Source organism: Rhodococcus sp. 66b, assembly GCF_002076325.1.
GTDB classification, from domain to species: Bacteria; Actinomycetota; Actinomycetes; order Mycobacteriales; family Mycobacteriaceae; genus Rhodococcus_F; species Rhodococcus_F erythropolis.
In genome coordinates, this window is the sequence record NZ_MUZB01000017.1 from 112,180 (window position 1) to 130,702 (window position 18,523).

The 18,523-nt window shown below is 62.9% G+C and carries 1 protein-coding gene; it reads left to right on the top strand.

The genetic code is table 11. The annotated features are described in order from the left end of the window. Positions 1 to 116: 116 nt before the first annotated feature. The coding region (locus tag B0E55_RS26700) for a non-ribosomal peptide synthase/polyketide synthase (protein ID WP_080910826.1) at positions 117 to 18,523 on the top strand (18,407 nt) is incomplete at its 3' end.

Genomic DNA, 18,523 nt, shown 5'->3' on the forward strand with positions numbered 1-18,523 from the left:
TTGATCAATCGGCGGACTGTGTCGAGTGGTAGTCGGCACGGTCGTCTCGCGCCGCAGGTCCACGGCAATCGATGCAGGCCGTCGGTACTTTTTTCGGCAGATGAGAGAACGACGCTGTGCATGCTGATCGACGTTTCGAGCCCTTTCCGCTGACCAGCGCGCAACGCGGAATCTGGTTTGCCCAGCTACTGCGCACTGATGTGCCGATCACGATCGCGCAGTATGTCGTAGTCGACGGGACTCTCGACGCGGCGGTGCTCGAAAGTGCCTGCGTCACAGCAGCGCATGAGTTCGGCTCCGGGATGCTGAAACTGCTCGAGATCGACGGCGAACCGTTTCAGCAGATCGATTCCGAGCTCAGTCAGAGCGTCGAAGTCGTCGATCTGAGCGGTGAGCGCGAGCCGGAGGCAGCCGCACTCGAGTGGATGCGGCAGGAGTACACCCGACCTTTTGATCTACTCGCCGATCGATTGGTGAAGTCAGCCGTCCTGAGCGTCGGCGCGAACCGCCAGTTCTGGTACTGCCGGATCCATCATCTAGTCCTCGACGGCTACGGCGCCATGAACTTCATGACACGCATCGCCGAGCTCTACTCAGCGGAGGTCGCCGGCCTTTCAGTCCCCGAATCGTCGGCAACCGATCTTCTGGCCGTGCACGACGCCGAGGCCGAGTATCGGCACTCGCCGCGATTCCGCCGAGATCAGGACTACTGGGCAGCCAAGACAGCAGAGCTTCCGGCCGTGGCAAGTCTGGCCGGGAAGCGGATGGACGTCACACCGGGTGCGGTCGTGGTCGGCCGAACACTCGACAGTGCGAACGCGACGGCGAAGGCGGACGAGTTCTCTTCGGCGGCGGCGGTGGCTGCCTTCGCGCTCTACTTCGCCCGGGTGACCGGCACCGAAGACGTAGTGCTGAGTTTGCCGGTGACCGCGCGAACGAACAGGGTTCTGCGTGGTTCGGGTGGCATGATCTCCAACGTCGTTCCGCTGCGCCTCGCGGTGACCGCTTCGACCACGGTTGCCGAATTGAGCGCGGCTGCCTCGCTCGAACTGACCGGCGCGCTCAGACATCAGCGGTACCGCACCGAGGACATGAGGCGCGATCGAGGCGTCGGTGCCGAGCGTGGGTTCTTCGGTCCCGCGATCAACATCATGAACTTTCACCCCGAAGTGGTCCTGGGGTCGGTGACTGGTCGATTCCACATCTTGTCGACAGGGCCGGTGGAAGACCTGTCGGTCAACATCTATCCGAGTGCCTCGGGAGAGGCGCCGCGAATCGATTTCGAAGCCAATCCCCATCTGTACACCGCAGATGTCCTGAGCGACCATGTCCGCCGATACGTCGAACTGCTGTCCCGGTACACGCAAGCGCTGCCGGACACTCGTGTTCACGATCTCGAGATCCTGAGCGAAGCCGAGCGGAAGTCGCTCGTTCCGGCACGCGGCCCTGACGCACTGGCACCGATGACCTTGCCCACGATTCTCGCCCACGGCGTCGCGGCGTCGTCTGAGGGGATCGCACTGAGCTGCGGTACCCAGCAGCTCAGCTACCGCGAACTCGATCGTCGCTCCAACGTACTCGCTCGAATGCTGATCCGGCGCGGAGTGGGTCCTGGCACCAGTGTCGTGATCGCGCTGCCTCGATCCATCGATGCCGTCATCGCGTGGTGGTCGGTTGCCAAAACCGGCGCTGCATCAGTTCCGGTCGATCCGACGTACCCGGTCGAACGAATCGGTCACATGGTCGGGGACAGTAATGCTGTTGTGGGAATTACTGATTCGACTGTCCATCAGATGCTGCCCGTCGATCTGGACTGCATCTCGATCGACGCCTTCAGCTTTGTCGGCGACGAGTCCGTCGTCGACGACTCTGACCGCACGGCGCCGTTGCGAAGCGATCACATCGCCTATCTGATCTACACGTCCGGTTCCACCGGTACACCGAAAGGTGTTGCCGTCACGCACAATGCGTTGGTCGATTTCACCGCGTGGGGTCGCCCCGAACTCGGCGTCGGTGCGCATTCGCGAGTTCTGCGATTCTCGTCCGCGAGTTTCGACGCCTCCGTCTTCGAAATGGTTCAGGCGTTCAGTGCCGGGGCGACGATGGTCATCGCTCCGGCAGATGTCTACGGCGGCGGCGAGCTCACAGAACTGCTGCGCAGCGAGCGCGTCACCCACATCATCAGTGCGCCGGCAATTCTGGGCACGGTGGACGCCACCGATCTTCCGGATCTCGAAGCTGTGGTTGTCGGAGGTGACGTGTGCCCGCCGGACCTGGTTCGACGCTTCGGCCCGATCTGCCGGTTCTACAACAGTTACGGCCCCACCGAGTCGACCATCGTCATCACCACGACACCCCCGCTGGCGTCGGACGAGGCCATCACGATCGGTTCTCCGATTCAGGGCGCGCATCTGATGGTTCTCGACCGCTGGTTGCGACCTGTGCCGGCCGGGGTGGCCGGTGAACTGTATCTCGGTGGCCCCGGATTGGCGCAGGGCTACCACTCACGTTCAGCTCTCACCGCTGCGAGTTTTGTCGCCGATCCTCTCGGCGGCGGAACTCGGTTGTACCGCACCGGAGACGTGGTCCGCTGGACTCGGACTCTCGAACTCGAGTACGTCGGCCGCTCCGATTTCCAGGTGCAGGTCAATGGACTTCGCATCGAACTCGGTGAGATCGACGCTGTGCTCGCACGCCATGAATCCGTCGATTTCGTGGTGACGCTTGCCGGCGGCACCGTGTACTCGTATGTGAAGATCAAGCCGGGACACGATCTCGACGAAGAAGCGTTGATCGCACACGCATCTCGATTCCTGCCCGCTCACATGGTGCCGTCCCAGCTGATACCGCTGGCCGAAGTGCCACTGACCCCGGCAGGCAAGCTCGATCGCCAGGCGCTACCCGAACCGGAATTTCGTTCGGCGGCTCAGAACTACCGGGCGCCGAGCGGTCCGGTCGAGCGCATCATCGCCGACGCCGCTGCGTCGGTACTCGGCGTCGAGCGAGTCGGCGTCGACGATTCCTTCTTCGCGCTGGGTGGAGACAGCATCGTCGCGATCTCGCTCGTCTCTCGAGCAAAAGCCGCCGGAGTTGTCTTCACTCCTCGCGACGTGTTCGAACGCAAGACGGTGGCGCGATTGGCCGAAATCGCACTCCCGGCAGATGAATCGGTCGTACTCGAAGAACTGCCGGGTAAGGGAGTGGGGTTTGTCCCGCTGACCCCGATCGCAGCCAAGATACTGGGCACGGCCGGCAGCATCGACACCTTCTATCAAGCCGTGTCGGTCAGTGTTCCTGTCGGACTTGATCTCTCGCGCCTCGCGGCAACTCTTCAAGTAGTTGTCGATCAACACGACGCTCTTCGCGCGCGTTTGCTGCCCGACCACTCCGGATTCGACATTGCCCCTGGCTGTGCTGTCGATACATGGGTTCGTCGGACCGTCACCGAAGCGCTACCCGGAACCCCCGAGTTCGAGGAAGCTCTCACCCAGGCGACCGCGGACGCCGCGTCGAGGCTCGATCCGTACCGCGGAGATACTGCTCAGATCGTCTGGCTCGACTCGACGCACGATTCGGGCCGATTGGTGGTCGTCATCCACCATCTGGTTGTCGACGGCGTCTCGTGGCGGATTCTCCTTCCGGACTTCGCTGTAGCCTGGCAACAGATCGTTCACGGTGGCACGCCGGTACTGATGCCCGTCGGAACGTCACTGCGGCGTTGGTCGCACGGACTCACCGAGCTGTCACCGTCGGCGGAACTCGAGTACTGGCGTGAGGTCGTCGACTCCGATGGTGCGCCGATCGGTTCGCGTCCTCTCGATGCGGAACGGGACCGAGGGTCGTCACTGCGTCGGGTCCGGGTCGACATCGACCGTGACACAACAGATCACCTGTTGCGCGCGGTACCGTCGCACTATCGGACCGGTGTCAACGACGGCTTGCTCAGTGCGCTTGCCCTGGCATTGCGCACCTGGAGCGGATCACAGCGGATGCTGGTCTCGCTCGAAAGTCACGGACGAGACGAAGCCGTGCTGCCCGGTGCCGACCTGTCCAGGACCGTCGGCTGGTTCACGGCGGTGTACCCGGTTCGGATCGATCTCACCGGACTCGGAGTGGACACGCCGGCGGTCGTGAAATCCGTCAAGGAACAGCTGAGAACCACGCCGGGGTCCGGTATCGGTTACGGGCTGCTCCGACGTGCAGGGATGCTGACCGGCCCGGAACCGCAGATCGGTTTCAACTACTTGGGCAAGATGTCCACCGCGGAGTTCGGTGACGAATTGCGGGCCGCGGGCTGGATTCCCGACGCCGGAATCGATCTCAACAACGGCAGCGGAAGCGATCTCGCGGTCAGTTATGCGATCGACATCAATGCCGCCGTCGTGGACGGTCCGGAAGGCGAGTTCCTTTCGGCGTCATTTGCTTTCCCCGAAGGTATCTTCGAACCCGCTGCAGTCGCGGAGCTCGCGACGGCGTGGCGCGTCGAACTGGAGAAGATTGCCGCCTCCGTCGGTGATCATGCCGGCCTCACACCGTCAGACGTTCCTCTGGTCTCGGCTTCGCAGGACGAAATAGAACTGTGGGAGAAGCAGTTCGGCCACCTGGAGGACATCTGGTCGCTCTCGCCGCTGCAAGCCGGATTCCAGTTTCACGCCGGCCTCACCGCCGATGCCGTCGACGTCTACACCGGCCAGATCGTTCTGTCCCTCGCCGGGATCGTCGACAGCGATCGACTACAGCGTTCGCTTTCGAGACTGTTCGAGCGCCACACCGCACTTCGGGCTGCTTTCGTGTACGACTCGAACGGCGTTGCAGCACAGCTCGTTCTCGATTCCGTGACAACTCCATGGCGGGAGGTGCTCGGGGATGATCCGCACGTCGTCGCGGAACTCGAGCGCACGGCACCGTTCGATCTGAGCGCGCCCCCACTGCTTCGTGCAGTCCTGGTACGCCAGGGTGCGGATTCGGCGCACCTGATCGTGACCAATCACCACATTCTCTTCGACGGTTGGTCCATGCCGTTGTTGGTGCGCGATCTTCTGTCGCTCTACGCCGCAGACGCGTCGCTGCCGGTTCCCGCTCGGTCGTATCGCACCTATCTGCACTGGCTCGCCGAACAAGACAACGGCGCGGCATTGGACAGGTGGATCGGCGCACTGTCTGGAGTAGATGAACCGACGCTGATCGCACCACACCGTACGGAGTCCTCCGTGCACGCAGTTCCCGTGGATGTCGAAGTCCCGCTGGAAGCCTCGTCGACCGAGGCCGTCGTCGCGTTGGCCAAGCGCACCGGGGTCACGGTCAACACCGTCGTCCAGACAGCATGGGGCCTGCTGCTGGGTGGAATGCTCGGGCGTGACGACGTCGTGTTCGGCGCCACCGTCTCCGGTCGACCCGCGTCGCTGACCGGGGTCGAAGACATTCTCGGCCTGTTCATCAACACCGTCCCCGTTCGGGTCCGCGTGGACCCGGACGGTTCGGTTTCCGAACTGCTCGAACAAGTTCAGTCCGAGCAGGTCCGGTTGCTCGACAGCCATCACGTCGGTCTTGCCGAGGTGCAGTCGGCGGTGGGCGCCGGCGCGGTGTTCGACACGTTGACGGTGTTCGAGTCGTATCCCGTGGATCGTTCGGCGCTCGAATCCGCGACGGACATCGCCGGGATGCGCGTCACGGGTATCGAGGTCGCAGACGCGACTCATTACCCGCTGGCGCTGGTCACCGTCCTCGAACCGAGCCTCCGTCTCACCATCGAGTACGCACCCGACGCAATGGACCACGACGCCACGGTGCGTCTGGGCGGACGTCTCGCATCGATACTCGCTGCGATGACCGACGAGAGTGTCCGCATCCGGGACATCGACTCTCTCGACGATGCCGAACGTCGGCTCGTGCTCGACGAGTGGAACAACACTTCCCACGTCATCGCTGACAAGACGCTGCTCGACCTACTCGGCGCCGACTCGGAAATCGCCGACTCGGAAATCGTCGACTCGGGTATCGCCGACTTGGCCGATGCTGCACTGACCTTCGCGGGCACGACGATCAGTCGCGGAGAATTCCGGTCCCAGGTCAACTCTCTCGCTCGTCACCTCGTAGAACGCGGCGTCGGGCCGGAGTCACTGGTCGCGATCGCTCTGCACCGGAGCGCGCAGTACGTGGTGGCAGTGCACGCCGTCATCGCAGCCGGCGGTGCGTATCTTCCGATCGATCCGCAGCATCCGGACGAGCGGATCCGGTACGTGCTCGACATCGGAGCACCGTCGGTCGTCCTGTCGGTCGCGGCCGACGCCACATCGCTGCCAGATGGGGTCAACCCCGTACTTCTCGACGAGATCGATCTTTCGGGGTACTCCACCGAGCGGTTCGCAGACGTCGAGCGTCTCGGTCGTGTATCGCCGGATCACGTTGCCTATGTGATCTTCACATCCGGGTCCACCGGAAAGCCCAAGGGCGTTGCAGTGTCGCATCGAGCGATAGTCAATCGCCTGCTGTGGATGCAACATGAATATCCGCTCGGCCGTCACGACGTCGTGCTGCACAAGACACCCGCCACCTTCGACGTCTCGGTGTGGGAGTTGTTCTGGCCATTCGTCGCCGGCTCGCGACTGGTAGTTGCAGAACCCGATGGACATCGCGATTCTCGGTACCTCTCCGAGCTGATCGCTCGCGAAGGTGTCACCACCTTGCACTTCGTCCCGTCGATGCTCGACGTCTTCCTCGTCGACGGCGATCTCGCACAACGTCGATCCGTTCGTCAGGTGTTCGCCAGCGGCGAGGCACTTCCGCGTGCGACGGTCGTTCGCTTCCACGAACGATTCGGTGCACGTCTGCACAATCTTTACGGTCCCACCGAAGCTGCCGTCGACGTCACTTTCCACCAGACGGATGCCGCCGCAACAGGTCCGGTGCCGATCGGCGCTCCGGTCTGGAACACGCAGACCTATGTGCTGGACCACCGCCTCGCGCCGAGCCCGATCGGAGTGGCGGGAGAACTCTATCTCGCGGGAGTCCAACTCGCCCGCGGCTACGTGCAACGCTCTGACTTGACAGCAGATCGTTTCGTAGCCAACCCCTTCGGTCCCGGCCGGATGTATCGGACCGGCGACCTCGTCATGTGGAACTCCACCGGTGAGATCGAGTATCTGGGTCGTACCGACTTCCAGGTGAAGCTTCGCGGGCAGCGCTTGGAACTCGGAGAAATCGATGGGGTCCTGTTGGAACTGTCGGGAGTTCTCTCGGCCGCCACCGTCGTACGTCAGGATCGTCTGATCGCCTACGTGACAGCTGATTCGGCAATCGACAGTGCCCTTCTCAGCGCGCACGCGCAGGCGAAGCTGCCTACCTACATGGTTCCCTCCGCATTCGTGTTCTTGACGTCGATGCCGCTGGGCCCCAACGGAAAACTCGACCGGCGTGCGCTGCCGGAACCGGATTCGGCGGCAGCTGAGTATGTCGCTCCCGTCACCGAACTCGAAAAGGCCGTTGCCGCGATCTTTGCCGAACTCCTCGGTGTGAGCGAAATCGGCCTCACCGCCGACTACTTCGCGCTCGGTGGCAACTCTCTGACGGCTGCGCGGGTGGTGGCACGGATCAACTCGGCACTGGGATCGACTCTGGGTGTCCGAGACCTGTTCGACGCTCCGACGGTTGGTGCGCTGGCCGGACTCGTCGCCGGCAGCGCGCCCTCCAGGTTCACCGAGCTCGGACTGCGCCCTCGACCGGACCGGATTCCGCTCTCACCGGCCCAGCAGCGTATGTGGTTCCTCAACCGATTCGATCCGGAATCCGGGGCGTACAACATTGCGGCAGCACTCTCGTTGTCCGGCGACCTGAACGTTCAGGTTTTGCGCCAGGCGATCAGCGATGTCATCGACCGGCACGAGGTGCTGCGCACACTCTATCCTGATTCGGATCAAGGTCCTTACCAGCGCATTCTCGACGACGCGCCAGTTGCTCTCGAACCTGCGGATGTCAGTGACCCCGTCGCGGCTATCGGCGAATTGGTCGGTGCCGGGTTCGACGTCACGACCGAGGTTCCGGTGCGGGCTTCGCTTCTCCGGACGTCTGGTCGGGAGCATATTCTTGTACTCGTCGTCCACCACATCAGTGGCGACGGTTGGTCGATGCAACCACTGGCCGCGGATGTGATGACGGCGTACGCGTCACGGCTCGCGGGAACCGCGCCACAGTGGTCGCCGTTGAGCGTTCACTACGCGGACTACACGCTCTGGAAGATCGATTCTCTCGGCAACGAGGACGATCCGGAATCGGAGGCAGCGCGTCAGATCGAATACTGGCGCGCTGCATTGGCACACGTCCCGACCCGCCTCGATTTCCCGACGGATCGGCCGCATCCCACCGTCGCGTCCTATCGAGGTGCGACGGTGTCGTCGACCCTCTCGGCGCAGACGCACCGCGCCGTCGAATCCCTGGCTCGCAGCACTCGGTCCACACCGTTCATGGTGCTGCACACGGCGTTGTCGGTACTGCTGTCTCGGATGGCGGGCGAGTCCGACATCGCGATCGGCACCCCGGTCAGCGGACGCGGCGATCAGGCCCTCGACAACCTCGTCGGCATGTTCGTCGGAACCGTGGTTCTCCGGACACAGGTGGATCCGACGGCTTCGTTCCGCGGATTGCTCGAATCGACCCGTAACGCCGACCTCTCGGCATTTGCCCACTCAGATATTCCGTTCGAGCGTCTCGTCGAGGTGCTCGACCCGCCTCGCTCGACGGCGCACCACCCCTTCTTCCAGGTGGTACTCGCGACCGGCGATATTCCGACCCCATCCGTGAAGCTTCCCGGCCTCGAAGTTTCTCAGGTCCCGTTGGATGCTCCGATCTCGAAATTCGATCTCCAACTGGATGTCTCGTCGCCGCGCCCGGACGGGTCGGTGACCACGACGTGGACCTATGCCCTCGACATCTTCGACGAATCGACTGTGCGCGAGCTCGCGGATCGGTTCGTCGCCATTCTCGACGCTGTTGTCGCCCAACCCGAATCAGTGGTCGGCGACCTCGATCTGCGGACGATGCCAGAGATCGAACGTCAGGGAACTGCCCAGTCGGTCGCCTTGACGGAGCTGACACTGCCGGAGATCCTCACGGCCGGGGTCATCAAATCCAACGGTGGTCCGGCCATACTGTGCGGCGACCTCGAACTCTCTTACGACGATGTAGACCGGCGTACCAATCGGTGGGCGCGGGCACTCGTAGCTCGAGGGATCGGCCCTGAATCGGTAGTGGCGATCGCCATTCCGCGGTCGGCATCTTCTGTACTCGCCACTTGGGCCGTTGCCAAGACCGGAGCGGCGTTCGTACCCGTCGACCCGAGCTACCCGGCCGAGCGAATCGAGCACATGCTCACTGATTCGGGCGCGATCCTGACGCTGACGGAAGAAGTAGTGGCGTCGCTTGATCGCGACGACGTCAGTGACACGCGAATCCTCGATTCCGAGCGCACGTCACCGATTCGCACGGACCACACCGCGTACGTCATCTACACGTCGGGATCGACCGGCACTCCGAAGGGCGTCGTCGTCTCCCATGCGGGTCTCGCGGCGCTGGTCGACGAGCAGGTTCGCCGATACGAACTCGACAACCTCAGTCGCACGATGCATTTCGCTTCACCCAGCTTCGACGCATCGGTGCTCGAACTGGCCATGGCTGTCGGTGCCGGTGCCGCGATGCATGTTGTTCCCACCGGCATCTACGGCGGAAGCGAACTCGCAGCCCTCATGCGGGCGTCGAAGATCAGTCACGCATTTGTGACCCCGGCTGCCCTGGCTACGATCGAACCGGCAGAGGTTCCGGATCTCGGTGCGGTGATCGTCGGCGGTGAAGCGTGCGACGCCGCGTTGGTCGCGCAGTGGGCATCGACGCGAAAGATGTTCAACGCATACGGTCCCACCGAGGCCACCGTCATGGCTACCCTCGCGGGGCCCATGTCGGCGACTGATCGGATCACCATCGGTAGTCCTGTTCGCGGCACCGTCGCACATGTTCTCGACTCTCGCCTCCGTCCAGTTCCGGACGGAGTGACAGGTGAGCTGTATCTGACCGGGCGTGGACTTGCCCGCGGTTACCACCATCGCGGCGACCTGACAGCGTCTCGATTTGTTGCCGACCCCTCACGTTCGGGGCTGCGGATGTACCGCACCGGAGACCTCGTGCGACGTCGTGGAACGGAACTCGAGTATCTCGGCCGCAGTGACTCGCAGGTCAAGATTCGCGGTTTCCGCATCGAACTCGGTGAGATCGACGCGGTGCTCGGTGCGCACTCCGGTGTACGAACTGCGGTGACGACAGCAGACGACACCGTCGGGCTGCACTCGTACGTGGTCGGTGGTCATCTGGATCCGGAAGAAGTGCGCACCTTCGTCTCCAGTCGACTGCCGGCACACATGGTTCCTTTCTCGGTGATCGTTCTCGAGGAAATTCCGTTGACGCCGGCCGGAAAGGTCGATTTCCGCGCGCTGCCTGCCCCGACGATGCGCCGGAATGCGTATGTCGCACCCGTCACGAAGACGGAGGAGTTGATCGGCCGGATCTTCGGTGACGTCCTGGCAGTCGACCAGGTCAGCATCACGGACGACTTCTTCGACATCGGTGGAAACTCTCTGAGTGCTACCCGAGTGATGGGACGGGTCGGCACCGAACTCTCAGTCACCCTCCCGGTTCGGGTTCTCTTCGATGCCAGGACAGTCGCGGCCCTCGCTGTGGCAGTCGATGCAGCGCAGAGCGGAACGCGGCCCGCTCTGGCAGCCGGGCCTCGGCCCGAGCGAATCCCGCTCTCGCCGGCGCAATCGCGAATGTGGATTCTCAATCGATACGATCCTGCCTCGCCCGCGTACAACATCCCGCTCGTCCTTCGCCTGCGCGGCCGGCTGGATTCAGTGGCTCTCCGAGAATCTCTGTCGGACATCGTTCTTCGCCACGAATCCTTGCGGACGATATTCCCTGACGATGCCGAAGGGCCTTTCCAGCGGATTCTCGACGAAGTCGACGTTCCTTTTCGTCACACGGTGGTTTCTCCCGAACAGGTTGCCGATCATATTGTCGGCGCTGTGGACGAGGGGTTCGACGTCACCAGAGCAATCCCGTTGCGGGTAAACCTGTTCGAGCTCTCCGCTGACGAACACATCCTGGTCGCCGTGATTCACCACATAGCCGCGGACGGTGCGTCAGTGGCGCCGCTCGCACGGGATCTCGTTCTGGCCTACTCGGCGCGCCGTTCGGGTACGGAGCCGTCACCGGCCCCGTTGGTTGTTCAGTATCCGGATTACAGCGTGTGGCAACACCAGGTCCTCGGTTCGGAAAGTGATCAGACCAGTCTTGCTTCGGCGCAGGCCGAGTATTGGAGTGGCCAGTTGGCCGGCGCGCCGGAGCTTCTCGAACTTCCGGCCGATTTCCCGCGGCCGGCGATTGCGTCGCTGCGCGGAGCGAACACCGAACTGGTGTTGGCGCCCGCGATGGTCACTGCACTCGGGCAGTTGGGCCGCACACAGGGCGCCACGACCTTCATGGTGCTCCAGGCGGCCCTCGCGGTGCTCCTGTCCAACCTCGGTGCGACCGACGACGTGGTGATCGGGACACCGATTTCCGGACGCGGCCAACAAGCGCTGGACGACGTGGTCGGAATGTTCGTCGGCACGGTGGCACTACGCAGCCGTCTCACCCCGGCGATGTCGTTCCTCGATCTGTTGGCGCAGGTGCGAGCCACTGACCTCACTGCGTTCGAGAATGCCGACCTACCATTCGAGCGGCTGATCGACATACTGCAACCCGCTCGCTCCCAGGCCCACGCGCCGATCTTCCAGGTGGCTCTGTCTCAGGAGCAAGAGGGAACCGCTGCGTTCACGCTGCCTGGTCTCGAGATCGAAGCCGTGGACAACGCAGTCGCGGCGGCAAAGTTCGACCTCCAGATCACGATGGTCCAGCACGCAGATTCGTTGAATCTCACCTGGACATACGCCACAGACCTCTTCACCGGCACGTCCGTGGACGGATTTGCTCAGCGGTTCCACCGGATTCTCGCGCAGATTGTCGAGACTCCGGAAGTGGCAATCGCGGATATCGCCGTTCTGGACGAGAACGAATACACCAGACTTACTTCGGCATTCGGTCCGTCAGCGCCAACGGTTCGCACCCTGGCAGATCTGTTGACCCTGCACTCGGAATCCGCGAATGTGGCAATCGTTTCCGAGTCGTACGGTGAGATGACGTACAGCGAGCTGGATGTGCGATCCTCACAGCTGGCTCGGCTCCTCATCGAACGTGGGATAGGCCCCGAAACAGCTGTTGCGGTGTCTCTTCCACGTTCGACGCAGTCCATCCTCGCACTGTGGGCTGTTGCCAAGTCCGGAGCAACGTACGTTCCGGTGGATCCGACGTATCCCGACGAGCGCATCGCACACATGCTGGCAGACTCTGCAGCGCTGGTCGTGATCACCGACTCCGAGACGGCGCCAACACTTCCGAACGGAATCGATACGATCGAGATCGACTATCTCGACCTCGATCGCTACCTCGCAGCGCAGGTCGACGATGCCGATCGGATCCGCCCATTGCACGCGGATCATGTTGCCTACCTGATCTACACGTCAGGCTCGACCGGTCTCCCCAAGGGCGTCGCTGTCACTCACCGGGGACTGTCCGTGTTCTCCGCTCGGACCCGCACTGATCTGGCGGTATCGCGCGGTTCTCGGGTACTGCGACTGTCCTCGGCCAGCTTCGACGCGTCCATGTTCGAGATGATCCTCGCGTTCACCGCCGGTGCCACGATGGTGATCACACCGCCGTCCGTCATTGCCGGCGAGGAACTCACCGACGTGATCCGGCGTCATCGCGTCACCCATGTGGTGACGGCTCCTGCTGCGATGACCACCGTCGACGCAGGAATTTTGTCGGATCTCGAAGTCGTCGTGCTCGGCGGCGACGTCTTCCCGGCGCAGCTACTCGACCGTTTTCCCAGCCAGACAAGACTCTTCAACAGCTACGGGCCGACCGAGAGCACCATCGTCATAACCAAAACCGGGGCTCTCCACGAGACTGCAGCTCTGGTCGGTGACGGCGAGCAACACCGTCACACGTCACTCTCGCCCGTCACGATCGGTATTCCGCTCGAAGGCGCACACGTTCTGGTCCTCGATTCCGCCCTCAATCCCGTCCCCGTGGGTGTCAGGGGCGAGCTGTATCTGTCGGGACCCGGCCTGGCACGTGGGTACAACCGGCGCGCGGCATTGACCGCAGAACGCTTCGTGGCGAACCCGTTCGGTGCATCGGGCGCGCGGATGTACCGGACCGGCGACGTCGTCGCCTGGACCGAGCAGGGCGAACTGGCGTACATCGGACGATCCGACGCCCAAGTTCAGCTTCGCGGGCTCCGCATCGAACTGGGGGAGATCGAATCAGCGCTCGCCTCCGTTCGCGGAGTGAGCGCTGCTGCCGCCACTGTTCACCGACATGACTCTCTCGGCGATCAACTCGTCGGTTACGTCACCACCACAGATGCGGTGTCGGCGGAGTCCGTCCTCGAAGCCGTATCCGCGGTGCTGCCACGTGCCTCGGTGCCCAGTGCCGTGATCCTGCTGGATCTGCTACCCCTGACTCCGGCCGGAAAGCTTGATCGCGCAGCACTTCCCGTTCCGGAGTTCATCGCCTCGGCGATGTTCCGGGTGCCGACCACACTCGCAGAGATTCGTGTCGCGAGCGCTTTTGTCGACGTTCTCGGTACCGATACCGTCGGCGCAGAAGACAGTTTCTTCGAGCTGGGTGGAAACTCGCTCAGCGCGACTCGGGCGATTGCCCGAGTCAACGCCACGTTCGGGATCAAACTCGGGGTTCGGGCGCTGTTCGAGGCGCCGACCGTCGCAGAACTCGCACTGGTGGCAGACTCGGCAGAACGTGATGATCAGCCCCGATTGGAAGCACGACCGCGACCTGAACGTATCCCGCTCTCACCGGCACAGAATCGGATGTGGTTCCTCAATCGATTCGACACCGCGGCTGCCACGGACAACCTGCCCCTGGCGCTGCGTCTGAGCGGAACCCTGGACGCGCCGGCGTTGGCTCTCGCACTTCGTGACGTGGTCCAACGCCACGAGTCATTGCGTACCTACTATCCGGATTCCCCGAACGGTCCTCGCCAGGAAATCCTGCCCGAGTCTTCGGTGGATCTCGATCTGGTTCCGCATGACGTCACCGAAGCCGAAGCGTCGCAGCGGCTCTTTGCTCTTGCCGGCACCGGATTCGACGTGACAACTGACGTACCACTGCGGACCGCTCTGTATCGAATCTCCGAGACCGAACATGTGCTCGCCGTCGTCATCCATCACATCGCATCGGACGGATCATCGCTCGGACCCCTGGCCGCCGACGTCATGGGCGCCTACGTTTCGCGGACTCGCAGCCTAGCTCCACAGTGGTCACCGTTGTCCGTGCAGTATGCGGATTACGCTCTCTGGCAACATGATCTGCTCGGCACGGACGCGAATCCCTCCGCCGATGCTCAGAGACAAATTCAGTTCTGGACCTCTGCGCTCGCCGGAATTCCGGACCTGTTGAAATTGCCGACGGACAGGCAACGTCCGCCCCGTCAGAGCTACCGCGGCAAGGAGATTCACTTCACGATCGGCTCGGACACCGCCGATCGACTGCGTGATCTTGCTGTCGGATCAGGCGCGAGCCTGTTCATGGTGGTCCACGCGGCATTCGCCGCACTGCTTGCCCGGTTGGGCAACAGTGCTGACATCACCATCGGCTCGCCTATCGCGGGACGAGGGCACGAGTCGCTCGATGCACTCGTGGGGATGTTCGTGAACACCTTGGCATTGCGAACCCAGGTGAACATGGCAGCACCGTTCACGGACCTGCTGAACCACACCCGCGATCAGGATCTCGCAGCCTTCGCGCACGCGGACCTACCGTTCGAGCGGCTCGTCGAGATCATCGATCCGGTCAGATCGACGGCCCGCCATCCGTTGTTCCAGGTGGCACTGTCCTTTCAGAACCTCACGCCGACAATGTTCGAGCTACCCGGACTGCAGATCGCGGCGGTTGGTGCCCCAGTCGAGACGGCGAAGTTCGACCTGCACCTGACCGTCACCCCTGGGGACTCGGGTTCGATGTCGGCGTCGTTCACCTATGCAACGGATCTGTTCGACCAATCCACAGTGGCGACATTCGCCAACCGTCTGCTGCGCGTTCTCGATTCGATCGGTCGAAACCCGGACGTCCCGGTAGGCGACGTCGCTCTGCTCGGCGACGAAGAGATCGCCGCCACCGTCAACACGTGGAACCGCACCGACACCGTCGTTCCAGAGACGACCCTCGCGGATCTGTTCGACGCCCAGGTACGCAGAACACCGCGCGCCGAAGCGCTGGTTCTCGGTGACCGTCGCCTGACCTACGCCGAGTTCGACGCCGAAAGCAACCGGCTGGCACGGTATCTGATCGGAATCGGTGTCGGCCCGGAAGTGACTGTCGCGCTCAATCTGCGGCGCTCCGTCGAACTGGTCGTTGCCATGTACGCAGTGGTGAAGGCAGGCGGGGCCTACGTTCCACTAGACCCGGATCAGCCGGCAGAACGCACGACTCACATCCTCGAATCCGCAGCGCCCGCAGTTGTTCTGAGCACTTCCCGCGATTCGCTCGACGGGCAGTTCCACGTCGTGGACATCGAAACTCTCGATCTGGACGGAAACGACGCAGCACCGATTCGGGACAGCGAACGCCTCGCCTGCCTGCGACCGGACAACATCGCGTACGCGATCTACACCTCGGGATCCACCGGAAAGCCCAAGGGCGTGGCGATTTCCCATCGAGCGATCACGAACCAACTCTTGTGGAAGCAGGATCAATTCCCGCTCGGCGCGCACGACCGCGTACTCGTCAAAACTGCAGCTACCTTCGACCTATCCGTTTGGGAATACTGGTGGGCGTTGCAAACCGGCGCCTGCATGATTCTCGCCGAGTCAGGGGCACAGCAGGACGGCGAGTACCTCACGCTGCTGATCGAGCGTGAGCACGTCACGACACTGCATGCCGTCCCCTCGATGTTGTCGCTGCTCAGTGTGTCCGAGCGCCGACTGCCGAATTCGCTCACCAGGATTCTGTGCATCGGCGAGACCCTCCCGATACAGACAGCCAAGCACATGCGAGAGCAGAGTTCGGCGCAGGTCTACAACCTGTACGGACCCACGGAAGCAGCGGTCAGCGTCACAGCGCACCGAACGAGCGATGCAGACGTTGCCGTAGTTCCGATCGGAACCCCCGCCTGGAACACGCGCCTGCATGTACTCGACGAGCGGCTTCACCCGGTTCCGGTCGGTGTCGCAGGTGAGCTCTATCTCGCTGGAGTTCAGCTGGCGCGCGGGTACATCGGGGATGCGGGGCAGAACTCGAGCCGTTTCGTCGCCGACCCGAATGGAACGGGAGAGCGTCTCTATCGAACCGGCGATCTGGTTCGGTGGAATGCCGCGGGCAGCCTCGAATACCTCGAGCGTGCAGATTTCCAGGTCAAGGTCCGAGGTTTCCGCATCGAACTCGGCGAGATCGAAACAGCGTTGCGCGCCGAACGACCGATCCGCGATGCGGTGGTCACGGTCACGACGTCGGCCACCGATGAGCAAAACCTGGTCGGCTACGTCACCGCGGCAGCTGGCTCGGACATCGAGAGCTCAGCGATTCTGGCACGACTGCGCGCCACCCTGCCCGGCTACATGGTTCCGACAACGCTGATGACGCTCGACTCCCTGCCGCTGGGGAGTACAGGCAAGGTAGATCGACATGCGCTACCGGAGCCAGTCTTCGAGGCACGTGGTTTCCGTGCACCGACGACACCGGCCGAACTGTCGGTGGCGACCGCTTTTGCCGAGGTTCTCGGCAGCGGAAGCACGGGGGAGGTGGGCATCGACGACGACTTCTTCGAACGCGGCGGCAATTCGCTCAGTGCAACTCGGGTGCTCGGGCGGATCAACGCCGCGGCGGGCACGGACTTGCCGGTGCGTGTGGTCTTCGAGTCGCCCACTGTCGCAGAGTTGGCTGCAGTGGTGGAAACTGCCGAGCTTTCGCGGCGGCCCGCGCTGGGTTCGCAGCCGAGGCCGGCGAGGATTCCGCTCTCCGCTGCGCAGACTCGTATGTGGTTCCTCAATCGCTTCGATCCCGATTCGTCGGCATACAACATCCCGGTGGTTCTGCGATTCACAGGTCCATTGGATGTCGAGGCGTTGCGCGCCAGTGTCGCCGACGTGATCGCTCGCCACGAGGTCCTGAGAACCGTGTACCCGGAGTACGACGGAACGGGTTACCAGGAGGTCGTCGAGGAACCTCGTGCTCTCGACATTCTTGACATTGTCACGGTGCAGCGGGATTCGCTCCACAGCGTGCTGACCGATGTTCTCGGCGTATCGTTCGACGTCACGTCCGAGATCCCCGTTCGAGCCTCGCTGTTGCAGGTTGACGAGTTCGAGTACGTCCTGGCGATGACGGTGCATCACATTGCGGGTGACGGTTTCTCGATGGGTCCGTTGACGCGTGACGTGATGGTGGCGTACGAGGCGCGGTCCCGAGCTATGGAGCCGTTGTGGGCGCCGCTCGAGGTGCAGTACGCGGATTACGCGCTGTGGCAGCTCGAGACGTTGGGTTCGGAAGAATCGTCGACCTCACTCGTCACACGACAGTTGGACTTCTGGCGGAACGCTCTCGAGGGAGCGCCCGCCGTCCTCGAACTCCCGTTGGATCGGCCCCGCCCGGCTGAGGCCTCCGGACGAGGATCGCTTCTGAGCGTGCATCTCGAACCTGCTCTGCAACAGGCAATTTCCGAACTGGCACGACGGCATCGCGCTACGCCGTTCATGGTGTTGCATGCTGCTCTGGCCGTCGTACTGTCACGGTTCAGCGGCAGTTACGACTTTGCCGTCGGGACGCCGACCGCCGGGCGCGGCGAACGCGTGCTCGACGATCTCGTCGGTATGTTCGTGGGGACCGTCGTGTTGCGCACCAGAGTCGATCCAGGTGAGGAGTTCACCGACCTGCTGTCCCGAGTCCGCGACGTCGATCTTCAGGCTTTTGCGCACGGCGACGTTCCGTTCGAGCGTCTGGTCGAGGTACTCGATCCCGTTCGTTCGCAGTCCTATTCACCGCTCTTCCAGGTCAGCCTCGCACTACAGAACCATCTCGATTCACGGTTGACTCTCAACGGGTTGCACATCGAGAGCATCGAACCTGCGGTGGTGAGCACTCAGTTCGACCTCGATTTTGTTGCGGCCGAACAATTCGACAACGACGGCCTACCGGCAGGGCTTGTCGTTCAGTTGACCTACGCCACTGATCTGTTCGAGGAATCCACCGCCTCACGCCTGATGTACGCCTTCGAATCGGTCTTGACTACTGCTGTCGCAGAACCGGATCGGCGAGTCGAGATGTTCGAGGTGGAGTCTGTGGTGGAGCGTGGGTTGGTGTTGGGGGGTGTGAATGAGACGGATCGTTGTGTTGACGGTGTGACGTTGGCGGATTTGGTGGC